The organism is Dickeya poaceiphila (assembly GCF_007858975.2).
GTDB lineage: Bacteria > Pseudomonadota > Gammaproteobacteria > Enterobacterales > Enterobacteriaceae > Dickeya > Dickeya poaceiphila.
In genome coordinates this window covers 1,834,207-1,852,256 of sequence record NZ_CP042220.2, presented here as the reverse complement: position 1 = coordinate 1,852,256, position 18,050 = coordinate 1,834,207, and the positions used below count along the sequence as shown (strand labels likewise).

At 54.5% G+C, this 18,050-nt stretch carries 13 protein-coding genes; 10 read left to right on the top strand and 3 right to left on the bottom strand.

Annotated elements, in window-relative coordinates; translation table 11 throughout:
• Positions 1 to 136: 136 nt before the first annotated feature.
• Positions 137 to 826 (bottom strand): gamma-glutamylcyclotransferase, encoded by a 690-nt coding sequence (locus Dpoa569_RS08270; protein WP_042870939.1) that lies wholly within the window; start codon positions 824 to 826, stop codon positions 137 to 139.
• A 625-nt stretch (positions 827 to 1,451) separates the two neighbouring features.
• Between Dpoa569_RS08270 and chaA the strand changes: the two genes are divergently transcribed.
• The gene (chaA, locus tag Dpoa569_RS08265; protein ID WP_042870941.1) at positions 1,452 to 2,552 is read left to right on the top strand and encodes a sodium-potassium/proton antiporter ChaA; all 1,101 of its coding nucleotides are present in this window, start codon (positions 1,452 to 1,454) and stop codon (positions 2,550 to 2,552) included.
• Positions 2,553 to 2,856: 304 nt separating this feature from the next.
• Positions 2,857 to 4,569: a C4-dicarboxylic acid transporter DauA gene (gene dauA / locus Dpoa569_RS08260; RefSeq protein WP_042873942.1), complete on the top strand. Its 1,713-nt coding sequence runs from the start codon at positions 2,857 to 2,859 to the stop codon at positions 4,567 to 4,569.
• 53 nt (positions 4,570 to 4,622) lie between these two features.
• On the opposite strand, the gene Dpoa569_RS08255 is transcribed toward dauA, so the two are convergent.
• Entirely contained in the window at positions 4,623 to 5,057 is a 435-nt protein-coding gene (locus Dpoa569_RS08255; RefSeq protein ID WP_042870943.1) for a hypothetical protein, read from the bottom strand.
• A gap of 242 nt (positions 5,058 to 5,299) precedes the next feature.
• Here Dpoa569_RS08255 and rstA point away from each other — a divergent pair, with 242 nt between their 5' ends.
• The 8 genes from rstA (at position 5,300) to Dpoa569_RS08215 (ending at position 14,060) form a co-directional block, all read left to right on the top strand.
• A complete protein-coding gene (rstA, locus tag Dpoa569_RS08250; protein ID WP_042870944.1) occupies positions 5,300 to 6,043 on the top strand; it encodes a two-component system response regulator RstA in 744 nt (247 codons plus the stop codon).
• Positions 6,040 to 7,395: a two-component system sensor histidine kinase RstB gene (rstB, locus tag Dpoa569_RS08245; RefSeq protein ID WP_042870946.1), complete on the top strand. Its 1,356-nt coding sequence runs from the start codon at positions 6,040 to 6,042 to the stop codon at positions 7,393 to 7,395. The genes rstA and rstB overlap by 4 nt, the downstream gene beginning before the upstream one ends.
• 75 nt (positions 7,396 to 7,470) lie before the next feature.
• A complete protein-coding gene (asr, locus tag Dpoa569_RS08240; RefSeq protein WP_146411229.1) occupies positions 7,471 to 8,076 on the top strand; it encodes an acid resistance repetitive basic protein Asr in 606 nt (201 codons plus the stop codon).
• Between the two features lie 360 nt (positions 8,077 to 8,436).
• Complete coding sequence (locus tag Dpoa569_RS08235) at positions 8,437 to 9,261, top strand: trypsin-like serine peptidase (protein ID WP_042870949.1); 825 nt, start codon at positions 8,437 to 8,439, stop codon at positions 9,259 to 9,261.
• 322 nt (positions 9,262 to 9,583) lie between these two features.
• Positions 9,584 to 11,134: an L-lactate permease gene (locus Dpoa569_RS08230; RefSeq protein ID WP_042870952.1), complete on the top strand. Its 1,551-nt coding sequence runs from the start codon at positions 9,584 to 9,586 to the stop codon at positions 11,132 to 11,134.
• 78 nt (positions 11,135 to 11,212) lie between these two features.
• A complete protein-coding gene (locus Dpoa569_RS08225; RefSeq protein WP_042870954.1) occupies positions 11,213 to 11,932 on the top strand; it encodes a (Fe-S)-binding protein in 720 nt (239 codons plus the stop codon).
• Positions 11,933 to 11,943: 11 nt separating this feature from the next.
• Positions 11,944 to 13,365 (top strand): LutB/LldF family L-lactate oxidation iron-sulfur protein, encoded by a 1,422-nt coding sequence (locus Dpoa569_RS08220; RefSeq protein ID WP_042870956.1) that lies wholly within the window; start codon positions 11,944 to 11,946, stop codon positions 13,363 to 13,365.
• Positions 13,365 to 14,060, top strand: coding sequence for a LutC/YkgG family protein (locus Dpoa569_RS08215; protein WP_042873943.1), 696 nt, complete (start codon positions 13,365 to 13,367; stop codon positions 14,058 to 14,060). Before Dpoa569_RS08220 ends, Dpoa569_RS08215 begins: the two co-directional genes overlap by 1 nt.
• A gap of 133 nt (positions 14,061 to 14,193) precedes the next feature.
• On the opposite strand, the gene hrpA is transcribed toward Dpoa569_RS08215, so the two are convergent.
• The gene (hrpA, locus tag Dpoa569_RS08210) at positions 14,194 to 18,036 is read right to left on the bottom strand and encodes an ATP-dependent RNA helicase HrpA (protein WP_042870958.1); all 3,843 of its coding nucleotides are present in this window, start codon (positions 18,034 to 18,036) and stop codon (positions 14,194 to 14,196) included.
• Positions 18,037 to 18,050 lie beyond the last annotated feature (14 nt).

Sequence of the window (18,050 nt, the reverse complement as noted above, 5' to 3'; positions counted from 1 at the left end):
CTGCGATAATTAAACATTGTGGCAATCCGATGTCGTGATACACGTCATGGTATCACTACTGCCGCCAGACCGATATAGACAGTCAGGCCTCGGTCTGCGTATCCGCGTTGTCAGATGACTTCCCCCGCGGTGAGCATCAGGATGCGGTCTGGGCCGAGCCAGCCGATAAGTTTTGTTGCAGTTCGCGCACCCGCTGCGCCAGTGCGCTCAGGCTTTCGTCCGCCATACCGTAATGATTCAGCTCCTGTTCCAACGCGAACAAATATTGGGCGTTGGTGCCCAATGGCCCACTGGCGCTGGCAATCAACGGCGCAATACTCTGTATGCATGTATCGGCTTCCAGCAGTGGATGTTCAGGATTGGTGACAAATACCAGTGCGGTAATCGGCTCACCATTTTGACAACGCAGCTCGCACCATAACGGTCGATAACAGTCGGTCAGCATTTCACGCTTCCATAACAGTTCCAGCTCGTCGCGTAGGGTAGCTTCAGGTAAGCGATAGGCCAGGCCAGTGGTTGCACCTCCGGGTTTCAACCCCAACATGCGGCCTGGCTGGCTGTGCGTGCCGCGGCCAGCGGTGAGGCGTAAGCAAAAGGTGCGATGCCAACCGTTGAGCGTAGCCAGGCAAACTTCTTCAGCATCAAACACTGGGTTCCACATCAATGAACCGTAGCCAAATACCCATACGGGGCTTTGATCAGGGCGGGATGCCAGCGTACACGCCAGCGACGCCTCACGCTGTTGAGGCGTCAACAGCAGCGATTCATCGATTTTGCCAAACGAAGTTTTACAATCTGCTTTTTGTAAAAAGTCACGCGTCAACACTGCCTACTGCCCTCACTAAAACGCTTACTACACGGCGCACGCCTTACTTATTTTGGCATTTTGGCCGATCAGCAACCCCATAATCAATGCAGGTATTGCTTATTTCTACGGCAAAATATCATTAATCTTTATCAGAATTGTGCTAAATGCCCAGGCGATGTCTCATCTCACAACAAAATATCGCCTGGCTGGATGCCCCTGTAGGCAGATGCTGCGCGTTTCTCTCGTGTATCGGCGCGGCTTTGCCGCTCGCATTCATAAGAAAATAACTATCATCCCTAGTTTATTATTCAGTTACCCTGAAAATAGCTCTATCCAAAAAGTAAAATATGTTATTAGTTGGTAAATAAATAAAAAATTTCTCCTATTTAAGAAGATAAAAGTAAAACCATAAAAATACCCCGTCAGACCTTACGATGTTGGGTTACAAGTGGGGGGTAAACCACAATGCAGCGACGAGGAATGGCGAGGAAAACCCATACGGGTGAAAAAACCATGCGGGTGACATGGCAGGATTGCAGGCACCAGCCACCGAGCTTAAGACACATAGCGCTGAGCATTCAGAACCAACGATGAACCCACTATAGAGACGATTATTTTTAGACGGCACGAAGGAGGTCCAGCCATGCCCACATCCCCTGACGCGGTGAAAACCCGTCATCACGAATATACGTTGATTTTTCCGCTGCTGGCGCTGCTGGTACTGACATTATGGGGCGATGCCCGTAGCCTGTCAGCCATGGTTGGCATCAACCTGCTGGCGCTGGTGGGCATCCTTGCCAGCGCCTTCAGCGTCGTGCGTCACGCTGATGTGCTGGCTCACCGGCTGGGCGAACCGTATGGATCGTTGATCCTCAGCCTGTCGGTGGTAATTCTGGAAGTGAGCCTGATTTCGGCGCTGATGGCGACCGGCGACGCCGGGCCGACGCTAATGCGTGATACCCTCTACTCAATTATCATGATAGTCAGCGGCGGTCTGGTCGGCTTCGCTCTGCTATTGGGGGGCCGCAAGTTCGCCACCCAGTACGTTAATCTGGGCGGTATCAAGCAATACCTGATGGCGATCTTCCCGCTGGCGGTACTGGTGCTGGTCTTCCCTGCCGCACTGCCGGAAGGCAATTTCTCTGTAGCGCAATCCATCATCATCGCGTTGATTTCAGCGATGATGTACGGCGTCTTCCTGTTGATTCAGACTCGCACGCACCAGAATCTGTTTGTCTACGAGCACGAAGACGACGGCGACGACGGCGATCCGCACCATGGCAAGCCTTCCGCCCATCGTTCAGCCTGGCACGCTATCTGGTTGCTGGTCCATCTGGTCGCGGTCATTGGTGTCACCAAGATGGACTCACCACAGTTGGAGGGGTTGCTGGAGGCGATGAACGCCCCTGCCCAGTTTACCGGCTTCCTGGTGGCACTGCTGATCCTGTCGCCGGAGGGACTGGGCGCCATCACCGCCGTGCTGCGCAATCAGGTACAACGTGCCATGAACCTGTTCTTCGGGTCGGTACTGGCCACCATTTCGCTGACCGTACCCGCCGTCACGCTGATCGCCACCTTCACTGGCCGGACGCTACATTTCGCACTCGACATGCCGCACATTGTGGTGATGCTATCGGTATTGGTGTTGTGTCAGATTTCGTTTTCTACTGGCCGCACCAATGTGCTCAACGGCAGCGCGCATCTGGCGCTGTTTGTTGCTTATCTGATGACTATCATGCTGTAAGTGTCAGCGCCCGTGCCGGTATGGTCGTTCAGTGCTACCGGCACGCCGCGCTACTACCGCGTCGCAATACCACCGATTTATGCAGCAGGCTGCTGCGTTTTGTCTGGAAAAAGCCTTTCCGTTGATTTACCGCTGGATCTGTGTCAAAAAACAGGCGTATGGTATCGGCTTTGGACGGTGTCCTACCGTGGCGGCTGCATTTTTCATGCTCACTTCTTCAGCAGACACCGCAGGCGGCACATGCCCTGGTCGTGACGGGCCGCTATCGACCCGCCTGTTTTTCATTGCCTGGTTCTTGTTTTCCATGAAATCACACCGAATTAATGGTATCAGACCGTTTAGCGCGCTGATTGAAGCCTGCTGGCAGGAAAAGTACACCCTGTCGCGTTTTATCCATGATGTTATCGCCGGTATTACTGTCGGGATCATCGCCATCCCGCTGGCCATGGCGCTGGCTATCGCCAGCGGCGTCCCGCCGCAGTACGGGCTTTACACTTCGGCAGTCGCCGGATTGGTGATCGCACTATGTGGCGGTTCCCGCTACAGTGTTTCCGGCCCTACCGCGGCATTTGTGGTCATTCTCCACCCGGTGTCCCAGCAGTTCGGACTTTCCGGTCTGCTGGTCGCAACCCTGCTCTCCGGCCTGTTTCTGCTGCTGATGGGGCTAGGCCGCCTGGGCCGCCTGATTGAATATATTCCCTTACCGGTGACGCTCGGTTTCACGTCCGGTATTGCTATCACCATCGCCACCATGCAGGTCAAAGACTTTTTCGGCCTGACCATGACTAGCGTGCCGGAGCACTATGTCGGGAAAGTGGCGGCGCTGGCACAGGCAATGCCCACGTTGAACATCGGCGATACGCTGATCGGCGCGACCACCCTGTTGGTGCTGATTGTCTGGCCAAGACTGGGCTTTCGTCTGCCCGGACATCTCCCCGCGTTGCTGGCAGGCACCGCCGTGATGGAGGTACTGTCATCGTTTCATATTGATGTGGCGACCATCGGCTCGCGTTTCAGCTACCTGCTGGCTGACGGTAGTCATGGACAAGGCATCCCGGCGATTCTGCCGCAGTTTTTACTACCGTGGAACATTCCTGCGCCGGACGGCCACACCATGACATTAAGCTGGGAAAGCCTGTCCGAACTGTTACCAGCGGCGTTTTCCATGGCGATGCTCGGCGCTATTGAGTCGCTGCTGTGTGCAGTGGTGCTGGACGGCATGACCGGGCGCAAGCACCATCCCAACAGTGAACTGATTGGACAAGGCATCGGCAACATGGTGGCACCGTTTTTCGGTGGCATTACCGCCACCGCAGCGATTGCCCGATCCGCCGCCAACGTACGCGCCGGCGCCACCTCGCCTGTCGCCGCAGTCATCCATGCTCTACTGGTGCTGTTGTCTTTGCTGGTGCTGGCACCCTGGCTCTCTTACCTGCCGCTATCGGCTATGGCTGCACTGTTGTTGCTGGTCGCCTGGAACATGAGCGAGGCGCATAAAGTGGTAGATATTCTGCGCCGCGCACCGCGAGACGACATGCTGGTGCTGGTGTTGTGTATGGCGCTCACCGTGCTGTTCGATATGGTTGTCGCCATTACGGTAGGAATTGTGCTGGCGTCATTACTGTTCATGGGCAATGTGGCGCGCATGACCAAACTGAGCGAGCTGCCGGGCACCATTGCGGAGCAACGGCTGGTGCTGAGAATTAACGGCCCACTGTTTTTCGCTGCGGCGGAACGTCTGTTCAATGAGCTGATGGAACGCGCCCGACCTTACCCCACTATCATCCTGCAGTGGGACGCCGTCTCGGTGCTGGATGCAGGCGGCCTGAACGCATTGCGCCATTTTGTAGCGCTGTTGCCGCCGGAAAAACAGCTGATCATCACCGATATCCCGTTCCAGCCGTTGAAAACACTGGCCAGAGCCAATGTTACGCCAATAGCCAACCGGCTGGGTTTCTACGCCACGCTGGAACAAGCGCTGGCGGAAACCCTGCCTAATCACGATGATCTCGATTGATGAGTACTGACCGGCTTGCGCATGATGCGGGCCGGTCCATCAGACCCAACGGTTCAGCAAAGCAGTTCAGGCGACGCTATCGACGCCGCGGATCGCACTGAAAGACACTCCGCATGTTGGCTCAACGCCAGTTCATATTCGTGGCAAGCCAGCTTTATGATTTGCAACTGCTCGCCTGACAACGCATACGGCAGTTGGATATCCAGCTCCGTCACCCCTTGCTGGCAGGCCAGTGTAATCAGACGAGAAAGATTGGTTTCATCACTGGCTTGAGTAGAAAGCACCTGCATCGCCCGTTCCAGCAGATTATCCTTGCCGGCGACCCCAGTCACCTCAGGAGATTTCGTGACCATGCCGAAGATCGGCATGACGCCATACAACGCGTCGATGAAACTCCAGCGTTTACGGCACAGTGCGCCAAGGTACGCAGTATAATCAATACACATCCTTTCAGAGGAGCCATCAGGCCCAGAGTGAGCCTCTTCCATCCGTTATCTCCTTTCCGTTAACCAACCGCTGGCATCACGCCATTTCATCTCAACCATTACAACGTAAAAAGGATTAATAAGGTATAGTGTCTCCCATAATTGTAGAGCGGCCAGTCAAAAGCACAGGTTTTTCTGCTGGCAATGCGATCCAGCGCACCCTACGCTTTCATCGTAGCCCCCCCATGCTGCCAGCGTGCTGTCGGCATGAGCCATAATATGCGTTCTGTTGTGAGTAGGATGTCATGTATAAAGTTGTTTTTGTTGAAGATGATCCAGAAGTCGGCAAACTGATCGCAGCCTATCTGGGTAAACATGATATTGATGTACGTATTGAGCCACGCGGTGACAACGCGCTGGCATTCATCGAAGAACAACAGCCCGACCTGGTGTTGCTGGACATCATGTTGCCCGGCAAAGACGGTATGACGATTTGCCGGGAATTGCGCCCGCGGTTCGCCGGTCCCATCGTTTTGCTCACCTCGCTCGATAGCGACATGAACCATATCCTGTCGCTGGAGATGGGCGCCGATGACTACATTCTAAAAACCACGCCGCCGGCGGTGCTACTGGCCCGCCTGAGATTACATTTTCGGCAGTACGCCGCTGCGCCACTGCCAGCGGCAGAGAAAAACGCGCCGGAAAAAACGCAAGTGCAGGTACATAAATCGCTGCACTTCGGCCTGTTGTGCATCGATCCGGTTAACCGTGACGTCACACTGGCGGACGAGAATATTCCACTTTCCACATCAGATTTCGACCTGCTGTGGCTGCTGGCCACCCATGCCGGACAGATCATGGATCGTGAAGCGCTGCTTAAGGCATTGCGTGGCGTCAGTTACGACGGGATGGATCGCAGTATCGACGTTGCGATTTCCCGACTGCGTAAAAAGCTGTACGACAACGCACTGGAACCGGTGCGTATCAAAACCATTCGCAACAAAGGTTACTTGTTCGCCCCTAACGCCTGGGAGACGCTCACGCCATGAAAAAACTGTTCATTCAGTTCTTTCTGCTGTTGTTCGCCAGTTTTCTGGTGATGACCTTGCTGGTGGGGCTGGTGTACAAAGTTACGGCGGAACGGGCCGGACGCCAGTCAATGGATGACCTGATGAAAAGCTCACTGTACCTGATCCGTAACGAGCTACGCTCCATTCCACCGCGCGAGTGGCACAAAACCATCAACCAGATGGACCTCAATCTGTCGTTCAAATTGCACATTGAACCCATCAGCAAGTACCGACTCAGCACGCAGGCGCAACAACGGCTGATTCAGGGGGAAATCGTCGCGCTGGACGATGAGTACACATTTATCCAGCGTATTCCGCGCAGCCACTATGTGCTGGCTGTCGGTCCCATTCCTTACCTGTTCTTTCTGCACGAAATACGGCTGGTCAACCTGTTGTTTCTGGCATTGATTGGTCTGTCGTTGGCGTTGCCGGTGTTCCTGTGGATGCGCCCACACTGGAAAGCGATGCTGCAACTGGAAAGCGCCGCGCAACGGCTGGGAGATGGTCACCTGGAAGAGCGCACCCACTTCGACAATACCTCCAGCCTGTTTCGTCTCGGTGTGGCATTCAACCGCATGGCCGATAACCTCAACCAATTGATTAACAGTAAAAAACAGTTGATCGACAATATCGCCCACGAACTGCGTACACCGCTGGTTCGACTGCGCTACCGGCTGGCAATGAGTGACAATCTGACCGATGAAGAACAAGAAGCCATCAATCGCGATGTCGGCCAGTTGGAGGCGCTGATCGATGAACTGCTGACCTATGCCCGCCTCGACAGGCCACAGGTGACGCTGCATCTGGAAGAGATCGACCTCCCGCTATGGCTGCAAAAGCGTGTCGAGGATTTCCGACTGGTGCACGATAACAAACAGATCGATCTGGATGTAGCGAGCGATAACGGCTTCGGTTATGTAGACCTTCGGTTGATGGAAAGGGTACTGAACAATCTGGTCAATAACGGGTTGCGGTTCTGTCAGCAACGCCTGCGCATCGGGCTGACGCTGGACCAACAAACGGCCTGCCTGCAAGTGGAAGATGACGGTCCGGGCATTGCGCCGCAAGACCGCGAACATATTTTCGAACCCTTCATCCGTCTGGAAGCCGGCATCGAAAACAGCAGTGGCGGCTGCGGCCTGGGGCTGGCGATTGTTCACGCTATCGTGCGCGCCTACAACGGCACCATTGAGGTAGACAGCAGCCCGCTGGGTGGTGCCCGTTTCCTGTTTCACTGGCCGATTATCGAACATAAACCCTCGTCAAACGCTTTGCCTGCGAACCTTGTACAATCCGTTACACGCGGAAACCAAACACTCACAGATCGTTAGCTTAGGTTCTCTTATGCTTCAGTCATCGGCTCCCACTGGGGTTCGAAACGTAAACTGGATAATGAGGAATTTACGATGAACAAATTTTTAGTAATGATCGCAGGTGCGGCTCTGGGTCTGTCCTCTGTAGCTTTCGCAGCTGGTACCACTGCTGCTCCGGCTGCCGCTCCGGCAACTGCCGCTGCTCCAGCTAAAGCCGATGCCGCCAACGCTGACGCCACCAAAAAACCGGTGAAGAAAGTTGAGAAAAAAGCTAAGCAGAAAGCTCAGGCTGCTAAAAAACACAAAAAAGCCAAGAAACCTGCTGCCCAGAAAGCACAGGCCGCTAAAAAAGTAGCTAAGAAGAAACCGGCTCCGGCTCAGAAAGCTCAGGCTGCCAAAAAACACAAAAAAGCCAAAAAACCTGCTGCCCAGAAAGCACAGGCCGCTAAAAAAGTAGCTAAGAAGAAACCCGCTCCGGCTCAGAAAGCTCAGGCTGCCAAAAAACACAAAAAAGCCAAAAAACCTGCTGCCCAGAAAGCACAGGCCGCTAAAAAAGTAGCTAAGAAGAAACCCGCTCCGGCTCAGAAAACTCAGGCTGCTAAAAAACACAAAAAAGCCAAAAAACCTGCTGCTCAGAAAGCACAGGCCGCTAAAAAACACAAAAAAGTGAAAAAAGCTAAAACCGCTCCGGCTGCTTAATTCACCACAGTAATTGTTGATAGTCATGAGTACCGTTAGTAAAGACTTGATTCTGCATCTATCGTCATGACAATAGCGTTATCAAACACCCGGTTCGCCGGGTGTTTGTTTCATGGGGGACCAGATAATGCTGCGGCGTTACTCATTCGAAATTATGTTGTCCTTCCTGCTTATTTGCGCGTTGGTCATTGTGGTGTTTTTCCTGTAGCCTGTTTCACTCTCACCTACGTGCTCAGACTGAGTCGTCTGAATTCGCCAGACCAACCCAGTTTCCGTTTCCTGCCTATTCCGGCAACACTATTTATAGTGTATTGATAACTGTTAATACGCTGAATTTCATCTTTAAAGGTCATTCATGACATGCGCCTATCAGCCTGGTTGTTATGTTCATTAAGCGTGCTCACGTCTTCCGTGTGGGCCGATGACACCCCGTCTCTATCAGACACGACGGAGCAACAAAAACAGATTCTGTTCTTTAATCATGATGATCGCGACATCGTGCCGGATACCGCCCAATGGCCGTGGCAGGCAATTGGACAGTTGGAAACCGCCAGCGGCAACCTCTGCACCGCAACGCTTATTTCGCCACATCTGGCGTTGACCGCGGGTCATTGTGTGGTAGCTCCGCCCGGCGTGCCGGATAAACCGGTCGCACTGCGCTTTCTGGCAACAGAAAACGGCTGGCGCTACGAAACCGATAAAATTGAAGCACTGACTAATAAGAAATTAGCCAAAATGCTAAAAGCAGACGGTGACGGTTGGATCGTGCCCCCCGCTGCCGCGCCATGGGACTTCGCACTGATTCGCCTCAAAGAAACCCCGCCGGGCATCCGCCCGTTGTCAGTCTGGCAGGGAACGCAGGAAGAACTGAAAGCCGCGCTGGAGGCGGCACAACAGAAAGTCACTCAGGCTGGCTACCCCGAAGATCATCAGGATACGTTGTACCGCCATCAGGATTGTTTGATTACCGGTTGGGTGCATAAATCAGTGATGGCCCACCGCTGTGATACCTTGCCAGGCGACAGCGGTTCACCGCTGATGTTGAAGACTGCCGGTAACTGGGTGCTGGTGGGCATTCAAAGCTCTGCCCCTGATGCCAGCAACCGCCAACTGGCCGATAACCGCGCCGTAGCAGTCACCGCCATCCGCCAGCAACTGGAAACGCTGGCTAAAGCAACGCGCTGATTTTTCCTGCCGGTATTTTCAGATGAAATGCCGGCATGTCATGCCCGCTAACCCGCTCAGAAGGTCATCCCCTAATACACGCACGCCCCCGTGCTGCGCTGTCTGTGCCTGATATCCCTTCCTGCTTTTGCGCCCCAAAGATTGTTCATGATTTTAACAATCATGAATCCCTTAATGTCACACCGTTACACCTTTTACCGATAAGTGGCAACTTATCTTTCAATGAAGCGATCCAGCTACCTGACCAGACCGATTCATCTCTCTATAACCAAACACTATCAAAGGGATATCAATAATTTACATTATTTTTTGAGGGAGCATTATGTACGATTACTTGCAGTTCTCACTCGGCGTTTTACCACTCCTGATAATGATCATTTTGATTTTGAAAATCAAAATGCCAATTCACCACTCCGTTCTGATCACACTGGTTATCACCGCTATCCTGAGCGTCATCGTCTGGCATACACCGCTGCAAACACTGAGTTCGGCAATAGGCTATGGGGTAATCAAGGGATTATGGCCGATTATCATCGTGATACTGGGCGCGATTTACAGCTATAACCTGATGCTGGAGACACGCAGCATGGAGGTACTGCGTGATGTGCTGGCCAGTATCAGCGATGACAAGCGCATTCAGGTGCTGCTGATTTCCTGGTGCTTTGGCGGCTTCCTTGAAGCAGCCGCCGGTTATGGCACTGCCGTTGCTATTCCCATCGGTATTCTGATCGCGCTTGGTTTTAACCCGCTGAAAGCGGCCATCGCGTCTCTGGTGGCGAACACCGTCCCCACCGCGTTTGGCGCTGTCGGTATTCCGGTGTCAATTTTGGCTGAACAGGTACACCTGCCGGTGACGACGCTGAGCGGCACGATTATTCTGCAACTGGCGCTGTTTAACATCCTGCTGCCTTTTGTGATTATCGCCATCATCGGCGGCGGTGTGAAAGCGATTCGGGGAGTCGTGGGTATTACCCTGGTATGTGGGATTACCACACTGATTCCGCAGTATTTCGTCGCCATTCATCTTGGTGCGGAACTTCCTGCCTTTGCAGGCAGCCTTGTCAGTCTCATCGCGGTGGCTGCAATGGGGCGAGCACGTAAGGGAAAAACCGATCCACAGTATACTATTCAGAATAACAAACCATCGAACGTCCTGCCTTCTGGCCGTGATTTACTGAAAGCCTGCTCTATTTATATTCTTATTTTTACGTTCATTCTGCTCTGTTCACCGTTATTCCCAGGCATAAAACAAGTCGTTTCGCATATTACGTCAACGCTGAATTTCCCCTTGCCGGAAGGGAAAGCCCTGACGCTGAAAATCGACTGGATTGCCACACCGGGCGTTCTGATCATTATTGCCACCTTGCTGGGCGGCTTTATTCAGGGCGCATCGTTGGGAAAGATGCTGCGCGTACTGGCTGCCACGATTAAGCAGCTGAAAAACTCCATCATCGCCATTACCACCATCGTGGCAATGGCGACCATCATGGATGTCAGCGGATTAATCGCCACGCTGGCGCAAACCATGGTGAACGTAACGGGCGGCGCTTATGTGTTTATCGCCCCCATCATCGGCGCGCTGGGCACCTTCGTCACCGGAAGTGATACCAACTCGAACGTCCTGTTCGGAAAACTACAAACGGTAGCGGCGGAAAAACTCCATATCGACCCGATCTGGCTGGCGGCAGCCAACACATCCGGGGCAACCGGTGGGAAAATGATTTCCCCGCAGAGTATCGCCATTGCGGTATCCGCAACCAGGATGGATGGGCAAGGCAGCGCCATCATGGCCGGTACGCTGAAATACTGCACCGCCTACATCGTCATTCTCGGCTTAAAGGTAGGACTGTTTTATTACCTGTTTATGGCCTGACTTATGCCTTGAAAAATAATCGCCGCGCATAACGTCTTATCATAAAAACAACCGTATCTACGGTACTGGAGGGGTGTCGTGAATGTTAATTTTTTTGTGACCTGCATAGGCGATGCACTTAAATCGCGTATGGCGCGTGATTCCGTCTTGCTGCTGGAGCACTTAGGCTGTCAGGTGCATTTTCCTGAAAAACAAGGCTGTTGTAGTCAACCTGCACTCAATAGCGGTTATGTTAACGATGCGATTCCTGGGATCAAAAACCTGATTATGGCGCTGGAGGAAAACGATGATCCGATCATCTCTCCGGCGGGTTCCTGCACCTACGCCATCAAAAGCTACCCCACCTGGCTTGCTGACGAACCGGAGTGGGCGCAACGCGCCGGGAAGGTCGCCGCACGTATGTACGACCTGACCTCGTTTGTCGTCAATACGCTGGGCGTCGTCGATGTCGGCGCGCGTTTACCCGGCAAGGCGGTTTATCACCCGTCCTGTAGCCTGTTTCGCAAAATGGGCGTGAAAGAAGAACCGCTGGCACTGCTGAAACAAGTAGATGGCCTGACGCTGCTGCCGTTTCAGGCGCCAGAAACCTGCTGCGGTTTCGGCGGCACGTTCTCGGTAAAAATGGCGGAAATTTCCGGTGAAATGGTGAAAGAGAAAGTCAGCCATATTATGGATGCCCAGCCGGATTATCTCATCGGCGCTGATGTCAGTTGTCTGCTTAATATCGGTGGACGCCTGCAACGCGAGGGGCGCCCCGTCAAAGTTATGCATATTGCCGAAGTATTGATGAGCCGCTGAGGAGGGCTGCCATGTATTTAAAAACCAGCGATGTGGCTTTCAAAGAACGCATCAAGCAGCAGATCGACGACACCATTATGCGTAACGCGGTTGCTAATGCGCAGCAACGCATTGGCGCTAACCGCCAGAAAATGGTGGACGAGTTGGGGCATTGGGAAGCGTGGCGTGAACGCGCAAGCCAAATCCGCGAACATGTGCTGGCAAATCTGGATGCCTATCTCTACCAGCTCTCAGAACGTGTCAGCGCCAATGGCGGCCACGTTTTTTTCGCCAAAACCAAAGAGGACGCCACCGATTATATCCTGCACGTCGCCCGCTCGAAGCAGGCCAAAAAGGTGGTCAAATCCAAATCGATGGTAACTGAAGAGATCGGCATGAACCATGTGTTGCAGGAAGCCGGCATCCAGGTGATTGAAACCGACCTTGGCGAATACATTCTGCAACTTGACGGCGACCCACCCTCGCATATTGTCGTACCGGCCATTCATAAAGATCGCTATCAGATTCAACGGGTATTGCGCGAAAAACTGGGTTATGACGGGCCGGAAACCCCTGAAGCCATGACACTGTTCATCCGCCAAAAGATCCGTCAGGATTTCCTGAGCGCCGAAGTGGGTGTCACCGGTTGTAACTTCGCCGTAGCGGAAACCGGCTCGGTTTGTCTGGTGACCAATGAAGGCAACGGTCGCATGTGTACCACGCTGCCGAAAACACATATCGCAGTCATGGGAATGGAGCGTATCGCCCCGACGTTTGAAGAGGTGGACGTGCTCATCACCATGCTGGCCCGCAGCGCTGTCGGCGCACGCCTGACCGGTTACAACACCTGGCTTACCGGTCCCCGCGAAACGGGTGATATCGATGGCCCGGAAGAGTTTCATCTGGTGATTGTCGATAATGGTCGGTCCACCGTACTCGGCTCTCCGTTTCAGGACATATTGCGCTGCATTCGTTGCGGTGCCTGTATGAATACCTGCCCGGCCTACCGCCATATCGGCGGTCACGGCTACGGCTCCATCTACCCCGGTCCTATCGGCGCGGTCATCTCTCCCCTGCTGGGCGGTTATGATGATTTTAAAGATCTGCCTTATGCCTGTTCGCTGTGTACCGCCTGCGACAGCGTATGCCCGGTAAAAATCCCGTTATCGAAACTGATCCTGAAACACCGGCGAGTCATGGCAGAAGGTGGTCTCACGCCCAAAAGCGAGCAGAGCGCCATTAAACTGTTCGCGTATGCCAACAGCCATCCGCGATTATGGAAAGTCGGCATGATAGCAGGCGCCCAGGCCGCCAGATGGTTCATCAGAGACGGAAAAATACCGATCAATATCGGGGCGATCAGCGAATGGACAGCAGCACGTGACTTGCCGCAAGCCGACGGCGAAAGTTTCCGCTCCTGGTTTAAAAAACACAAAGCGCGGGGAAATCAATGATGAATCACAGAGAACAATTCTTAGCTGACATCGCCAAAGCACTTGGTCGGGATGTTCGCCATATTCCCTCTCCGCCGCCCGTTCCGGCCAACGATTATGCCCATACCCGGCTGACTGAACTTGACGCCCAGCAACGCTGCGATGCCTTCATTGAATGCGCCACCAATGTCATGCTGGCGCACTGTGAATTGACCACCGAAGCCGATGCGCCTGAAGCGACATGGCGTTTGTGCGAACGCTATGGGCGCGAGCCTGTGCTGATCAGCGGCGATGACCGGCTGGCAGCATTGGGTATCACCGCCCGGTTGCAGGAAGCCTGCGGCGCGGTTGTCTGGAACCCGGCGCGCGGCGAGGAAAATATTCAGGTAGCCGAGCGGGCTAAAGTGGGCGTGATATATGCAGAACATGGCTTAACCGAGTCCGGCGGCGTGGTCCTGTTTTCCTCGCCAGACTGTGGCCGCTCGGTAAGCTTGCTGCCGGAATCATCCATTTTTGTGCTGCGCAAAAGCACTATTTTGCCGCGTGTGGCGCAACTGGCGCGTCAACTGCATCAGATAGCTCGGCAAGGTACACGGATGCCTTCCTGTATCAATCTGATCGGTGGTCCCAGTTCTACCGCCGACATTGAACTCATCAAGGTGGTGGGCGTGCACGGCCCGGTAAACGCGGCTTATCTGATCATAGAAGACTGCTGACAGCCAGATAGCAACCCTATAACAACCACAAGAATCCCCCTTGTCCGACGCCACATCGGCGTCGGACAAGGGGGAGCACAGCAACGGATCACCTCATGAGTACCGCAATGTAGCAACACCCGGCGCCAGCCGTTTATCCGTCAATCTGCGCCATCGCCTGCAAAATGCGTTTATCAGAAACCGGATAAGGTGTGCCCAGTTGCTGGGCGAAATAGCTGACCCTCAGTTCCTCGATCATCCAGCGAATCGCTTTCACGTCATCATCGTCGCGCCGTTCCGGCGGCAGCTTGTTCAGCCACTGCTGCCAGGCCTGTTGCACCTGCTCTACTTTTAGCATCTGGGCGCGATCACGATGGATATCCTGCGCCAGTTTATCCAGCCGGCGCTCAATGGCCTGCAAATAGCGCAGCACATCGGGCAACCGCTGCCAGCCATTATCAGTGACAAAACCGCGAAATACCAGTCCGCTCATTTGGCTTTTGATGTCGCTCAACGCCAGCGCCAGCGCCATGTCCAGCCGGCCCTTGAGCCGTTTGTTGATGTTGAATACCGCCGTTAATATCTGCTCCACCTGGCGGGCAATATCCACCACCGTGTCATTCAGTTCCGCGCGTACCTGCTCGTGCAGCTGGCGGAAAGCCGCTTCCTGCCACACCGGCCCACCAGCTTGCGCCATCAGTTTGTCCACGCCGCAGGCAATACAATCGTCGATCAGCTCCAGCACCTTACCGTACGGGTTGAAATACAACCCCAGTTTGGCCTTGTTAGGCAGCTTTTCGTGCAGATATTTAATGGGAGACGGAATATTCAGCAGCAACAGGCGGCGCTGTCCACGCCACATCATCTGTTGTTGCTGGTGCGGCGAATCGAACAGACGAATCGCCACGCTGTCTTTTTCATCCACCAGCGCCGGGTAGGCTTTTACTGCGTAGCCGCCACGTTTCTGCTCGTAACGCTCCGGTAAATCGCCAAAGCTCCAGATATGCAGATCACGCTGCTCAATGCCATCGTCCGCCACTGCCGACAGTGTTTGTTGCACCTTCTCCTGCAACTGATCTTTCAACGCCCGCAGCTGCTTCCCTTCCCGCAGCGTACGGCTTTTCTCATCCACCACCCGGAAGGTTATTTTCAGGTGATCCGGCACCTGCTCCCACTGCCACGCCTCACGGTCCACCGTGACGCCGGTCATCAGCCGTAACTCGCGCTCCAGCGCCTCCAGCAACCCTTTCTCCAGTGGCGTGACTCGCGCCAGAAACGCTTGCGCGTAGTTGGGTGCCGGAACAAAGTTGCGCCGTATCGGTTTTGGCAATGATTTGATCAACGCCACCACCAGATCATGGCGCAGCCCTGGTATCTGCCATTCGAATCCGTCCTCTTTGACCTGATTCAATACCGGCAACGGGATATGCACGGTCACGCCGTCCGCGTCCGCCCCTGGCTCAAACTGGTAGGTAAGCCGCAAACGCAGTTCGCCTTGCTGCCAGTGGTTCGGGTAATCCAGAGCGCTGACGCGCTCCGCCCCGTCTTTAATCAGCATGGCCTTCTCGAAGTTCAACAACTCCGGATTGGCTTTGGATGCCTGTTTCCACCAGTTGTCAAAATGACGGCTTGATACCACATCGTGAGGCAGGCGCTGGTCGTAAAACGCAAACAGCGTTTCGTCATCGACCAGAATGTCACGACGGCGGGACTTGTTCTCCAGCTCTTCCACTTCCGAACACAATTTCTGATTGGCGCGGAAAAAAGCGTGCGAGGTTTGCCAGTCGCCTTCCACCAGCGCATGGCGGATAAACAGCTCACGCGAGACCACCGGATCGATAGCACCATAGTTCACCTTGCGGGCCGCCACCACCGGCAGACCATACAGCGTGACCTTCTCTTGCGCCATTACCGCGCCTTGCGCTTTCTCCCAGTGCGGATCGCTATAGCTACGCTTAATCAAGTGCTGCGCCAGCGGCTCGACCCATTCCGGTTCGATACGCGCAGCGATGCGCCCCCACAGTCGGCTGGTTTCTACCAGTTCCGCCACCATCGTCCACTTTGGCGGCTTTTTAAACAAACCGGAGCCGGGGAAAATAGCGAAACGGGTGTTACGCGCGCCGCTGAATTCCTGCTTTTCAACATCCTTTTGCCCAATATGAGACAACAAGCCGGTCAGCAACGCACAGTGCAAGCTACGGTAATCGGCTGGTTCACTGTTGACCGGGAAGCCCAATTCTTTTACCACCTGACGCAATTGGGTGTAGATATCCTGCCATTCCCGTACCCGTAGGTAGTTAAGGTAATCACTGCGACACAGCTTGCGAAACTGGCTGGATGACAGCGCCTTCTGCTGCTCTTGCAGGTAATCCCACAGTTTGACAAACGCCAGAAAATCAGACTCTTTGTCGGCAAAACGGCGATGCTTCTCTTCCGACGCCTGCTTCTTCTCTGTCGGACGTTCACGCGGGTCCTGAATCGACAACGCGGCGGTAATAATCATCGCTTCACGTACGCAACTGGTCTGGCGTGCCTCCAGCACCATCCGTGCCAGCCGCGGGTCAACAGGTAGCTGTGCTAACTGACGCCCCTGCGGCGTCAGCCGGTAATGACCGTCGTCGCTGGTCTGAATCGCCCCTAACTCCTCCAGAAGCCGCACGCCATCCTGAATATTGCGCTTATCCGGCGCTTCGACAAACGGAAACGCCGCGATGTCGCCCAGCCCTAACGCCGTCATCTGCAAAATGACCGACGCCAGATTGGTACGCAAAATTTCCGGATCGGTAAACGCGGGTCGGGAGAGAAAATCCTGCTCGGAATAGAGACGGATACAAATACCTGCCGCCACACGGCCACAACGCCCTTTACGCTGATTGGCAGACGCCTGCGATACCGGCTCAATCGGCAACCGCTGTACCTTGGTGCGATAGCTATAGCGGCTGATACGTGCAGTACCGGGGTCAATGACGTAGCGAATGCCTGGCACCGTCAGCGAGGTTTCCGCCACGTTGGTGGCCAGCACGATGCGCCGCCCATGGTGGGAGTGAAATACCCGGTTCTGTTCCTGACTGGAGAGCCGCGCATACAACGGCAAAATCTCGGTATGCGGTAAATCCTGCTTGCTCAGCGCATCCGCCGTATCGCGGATTTCCCGCTCGCCGCTCATGAACACCAGAATATCGCCCGGCCCTTCTCGGCACAGTTCATCCACTGCATCCAGAATCGCCTGTAACTGGTCGCGGTCACTGTCCTGCGCCTCTTCCACCACTGGCCGGTAGCGGACTTCCACCGGGTAAGTACGCCCGGACACCTCGATGATCGGCGCGTTGCTGAAATGGCGCGAAAAACGCTGCGGGTCGATGGTGGCCGAGGTGATGATGACCTTGAGATCCGGTCGTCTGGGCAATAACTGTTTGAGGTAACCGAGAATAAAATCAATATTAAGACTGCGCTCGTGCGCCTCGTCGATAATCAACGTGTCGTACTGCATCAACAGCCTGTCCTGCTGAATCTCCGCCAGCAGAATACCGTCCGTCATCAGTTTAACCAGGGTGTTGTCGCCAACCTGATCATTAAACCGCACCTTGTAACCCACCGTGCTGCCCAACGGTGTTTCCAATTCTTCAGCAATACGGTCCGCCACACTGCGAGCCGCCAGACGGCGTGGCTGAGTATGGCCGATGAGACCGGTGACCCCGCGCCCCAGTTCCAGACACATCTTCGGCAACTGCGTGGTTTTACCTGAACCGGTTTCCCCGGCAACGATCACCACCTGATGATCACGAATAGCCGTGAGGATCGCCTCACGTTTCTGGCTGACCGGCAACGCCTCCGGATAACGAATAGCCGGCAACGACGCCCGGCGCTGTTCCACCCGTAAACGAGCCGCGTCGATCTCCTGACCAATTTCCTGCGCAATCGCAACCTGCGCCTGCGGATTCCCCACTTTCATCGCCCCTTGCAGGCGGCGGCGCAAACGCTGCCGGTCGCGCAGCATTAACGCATCAAGTT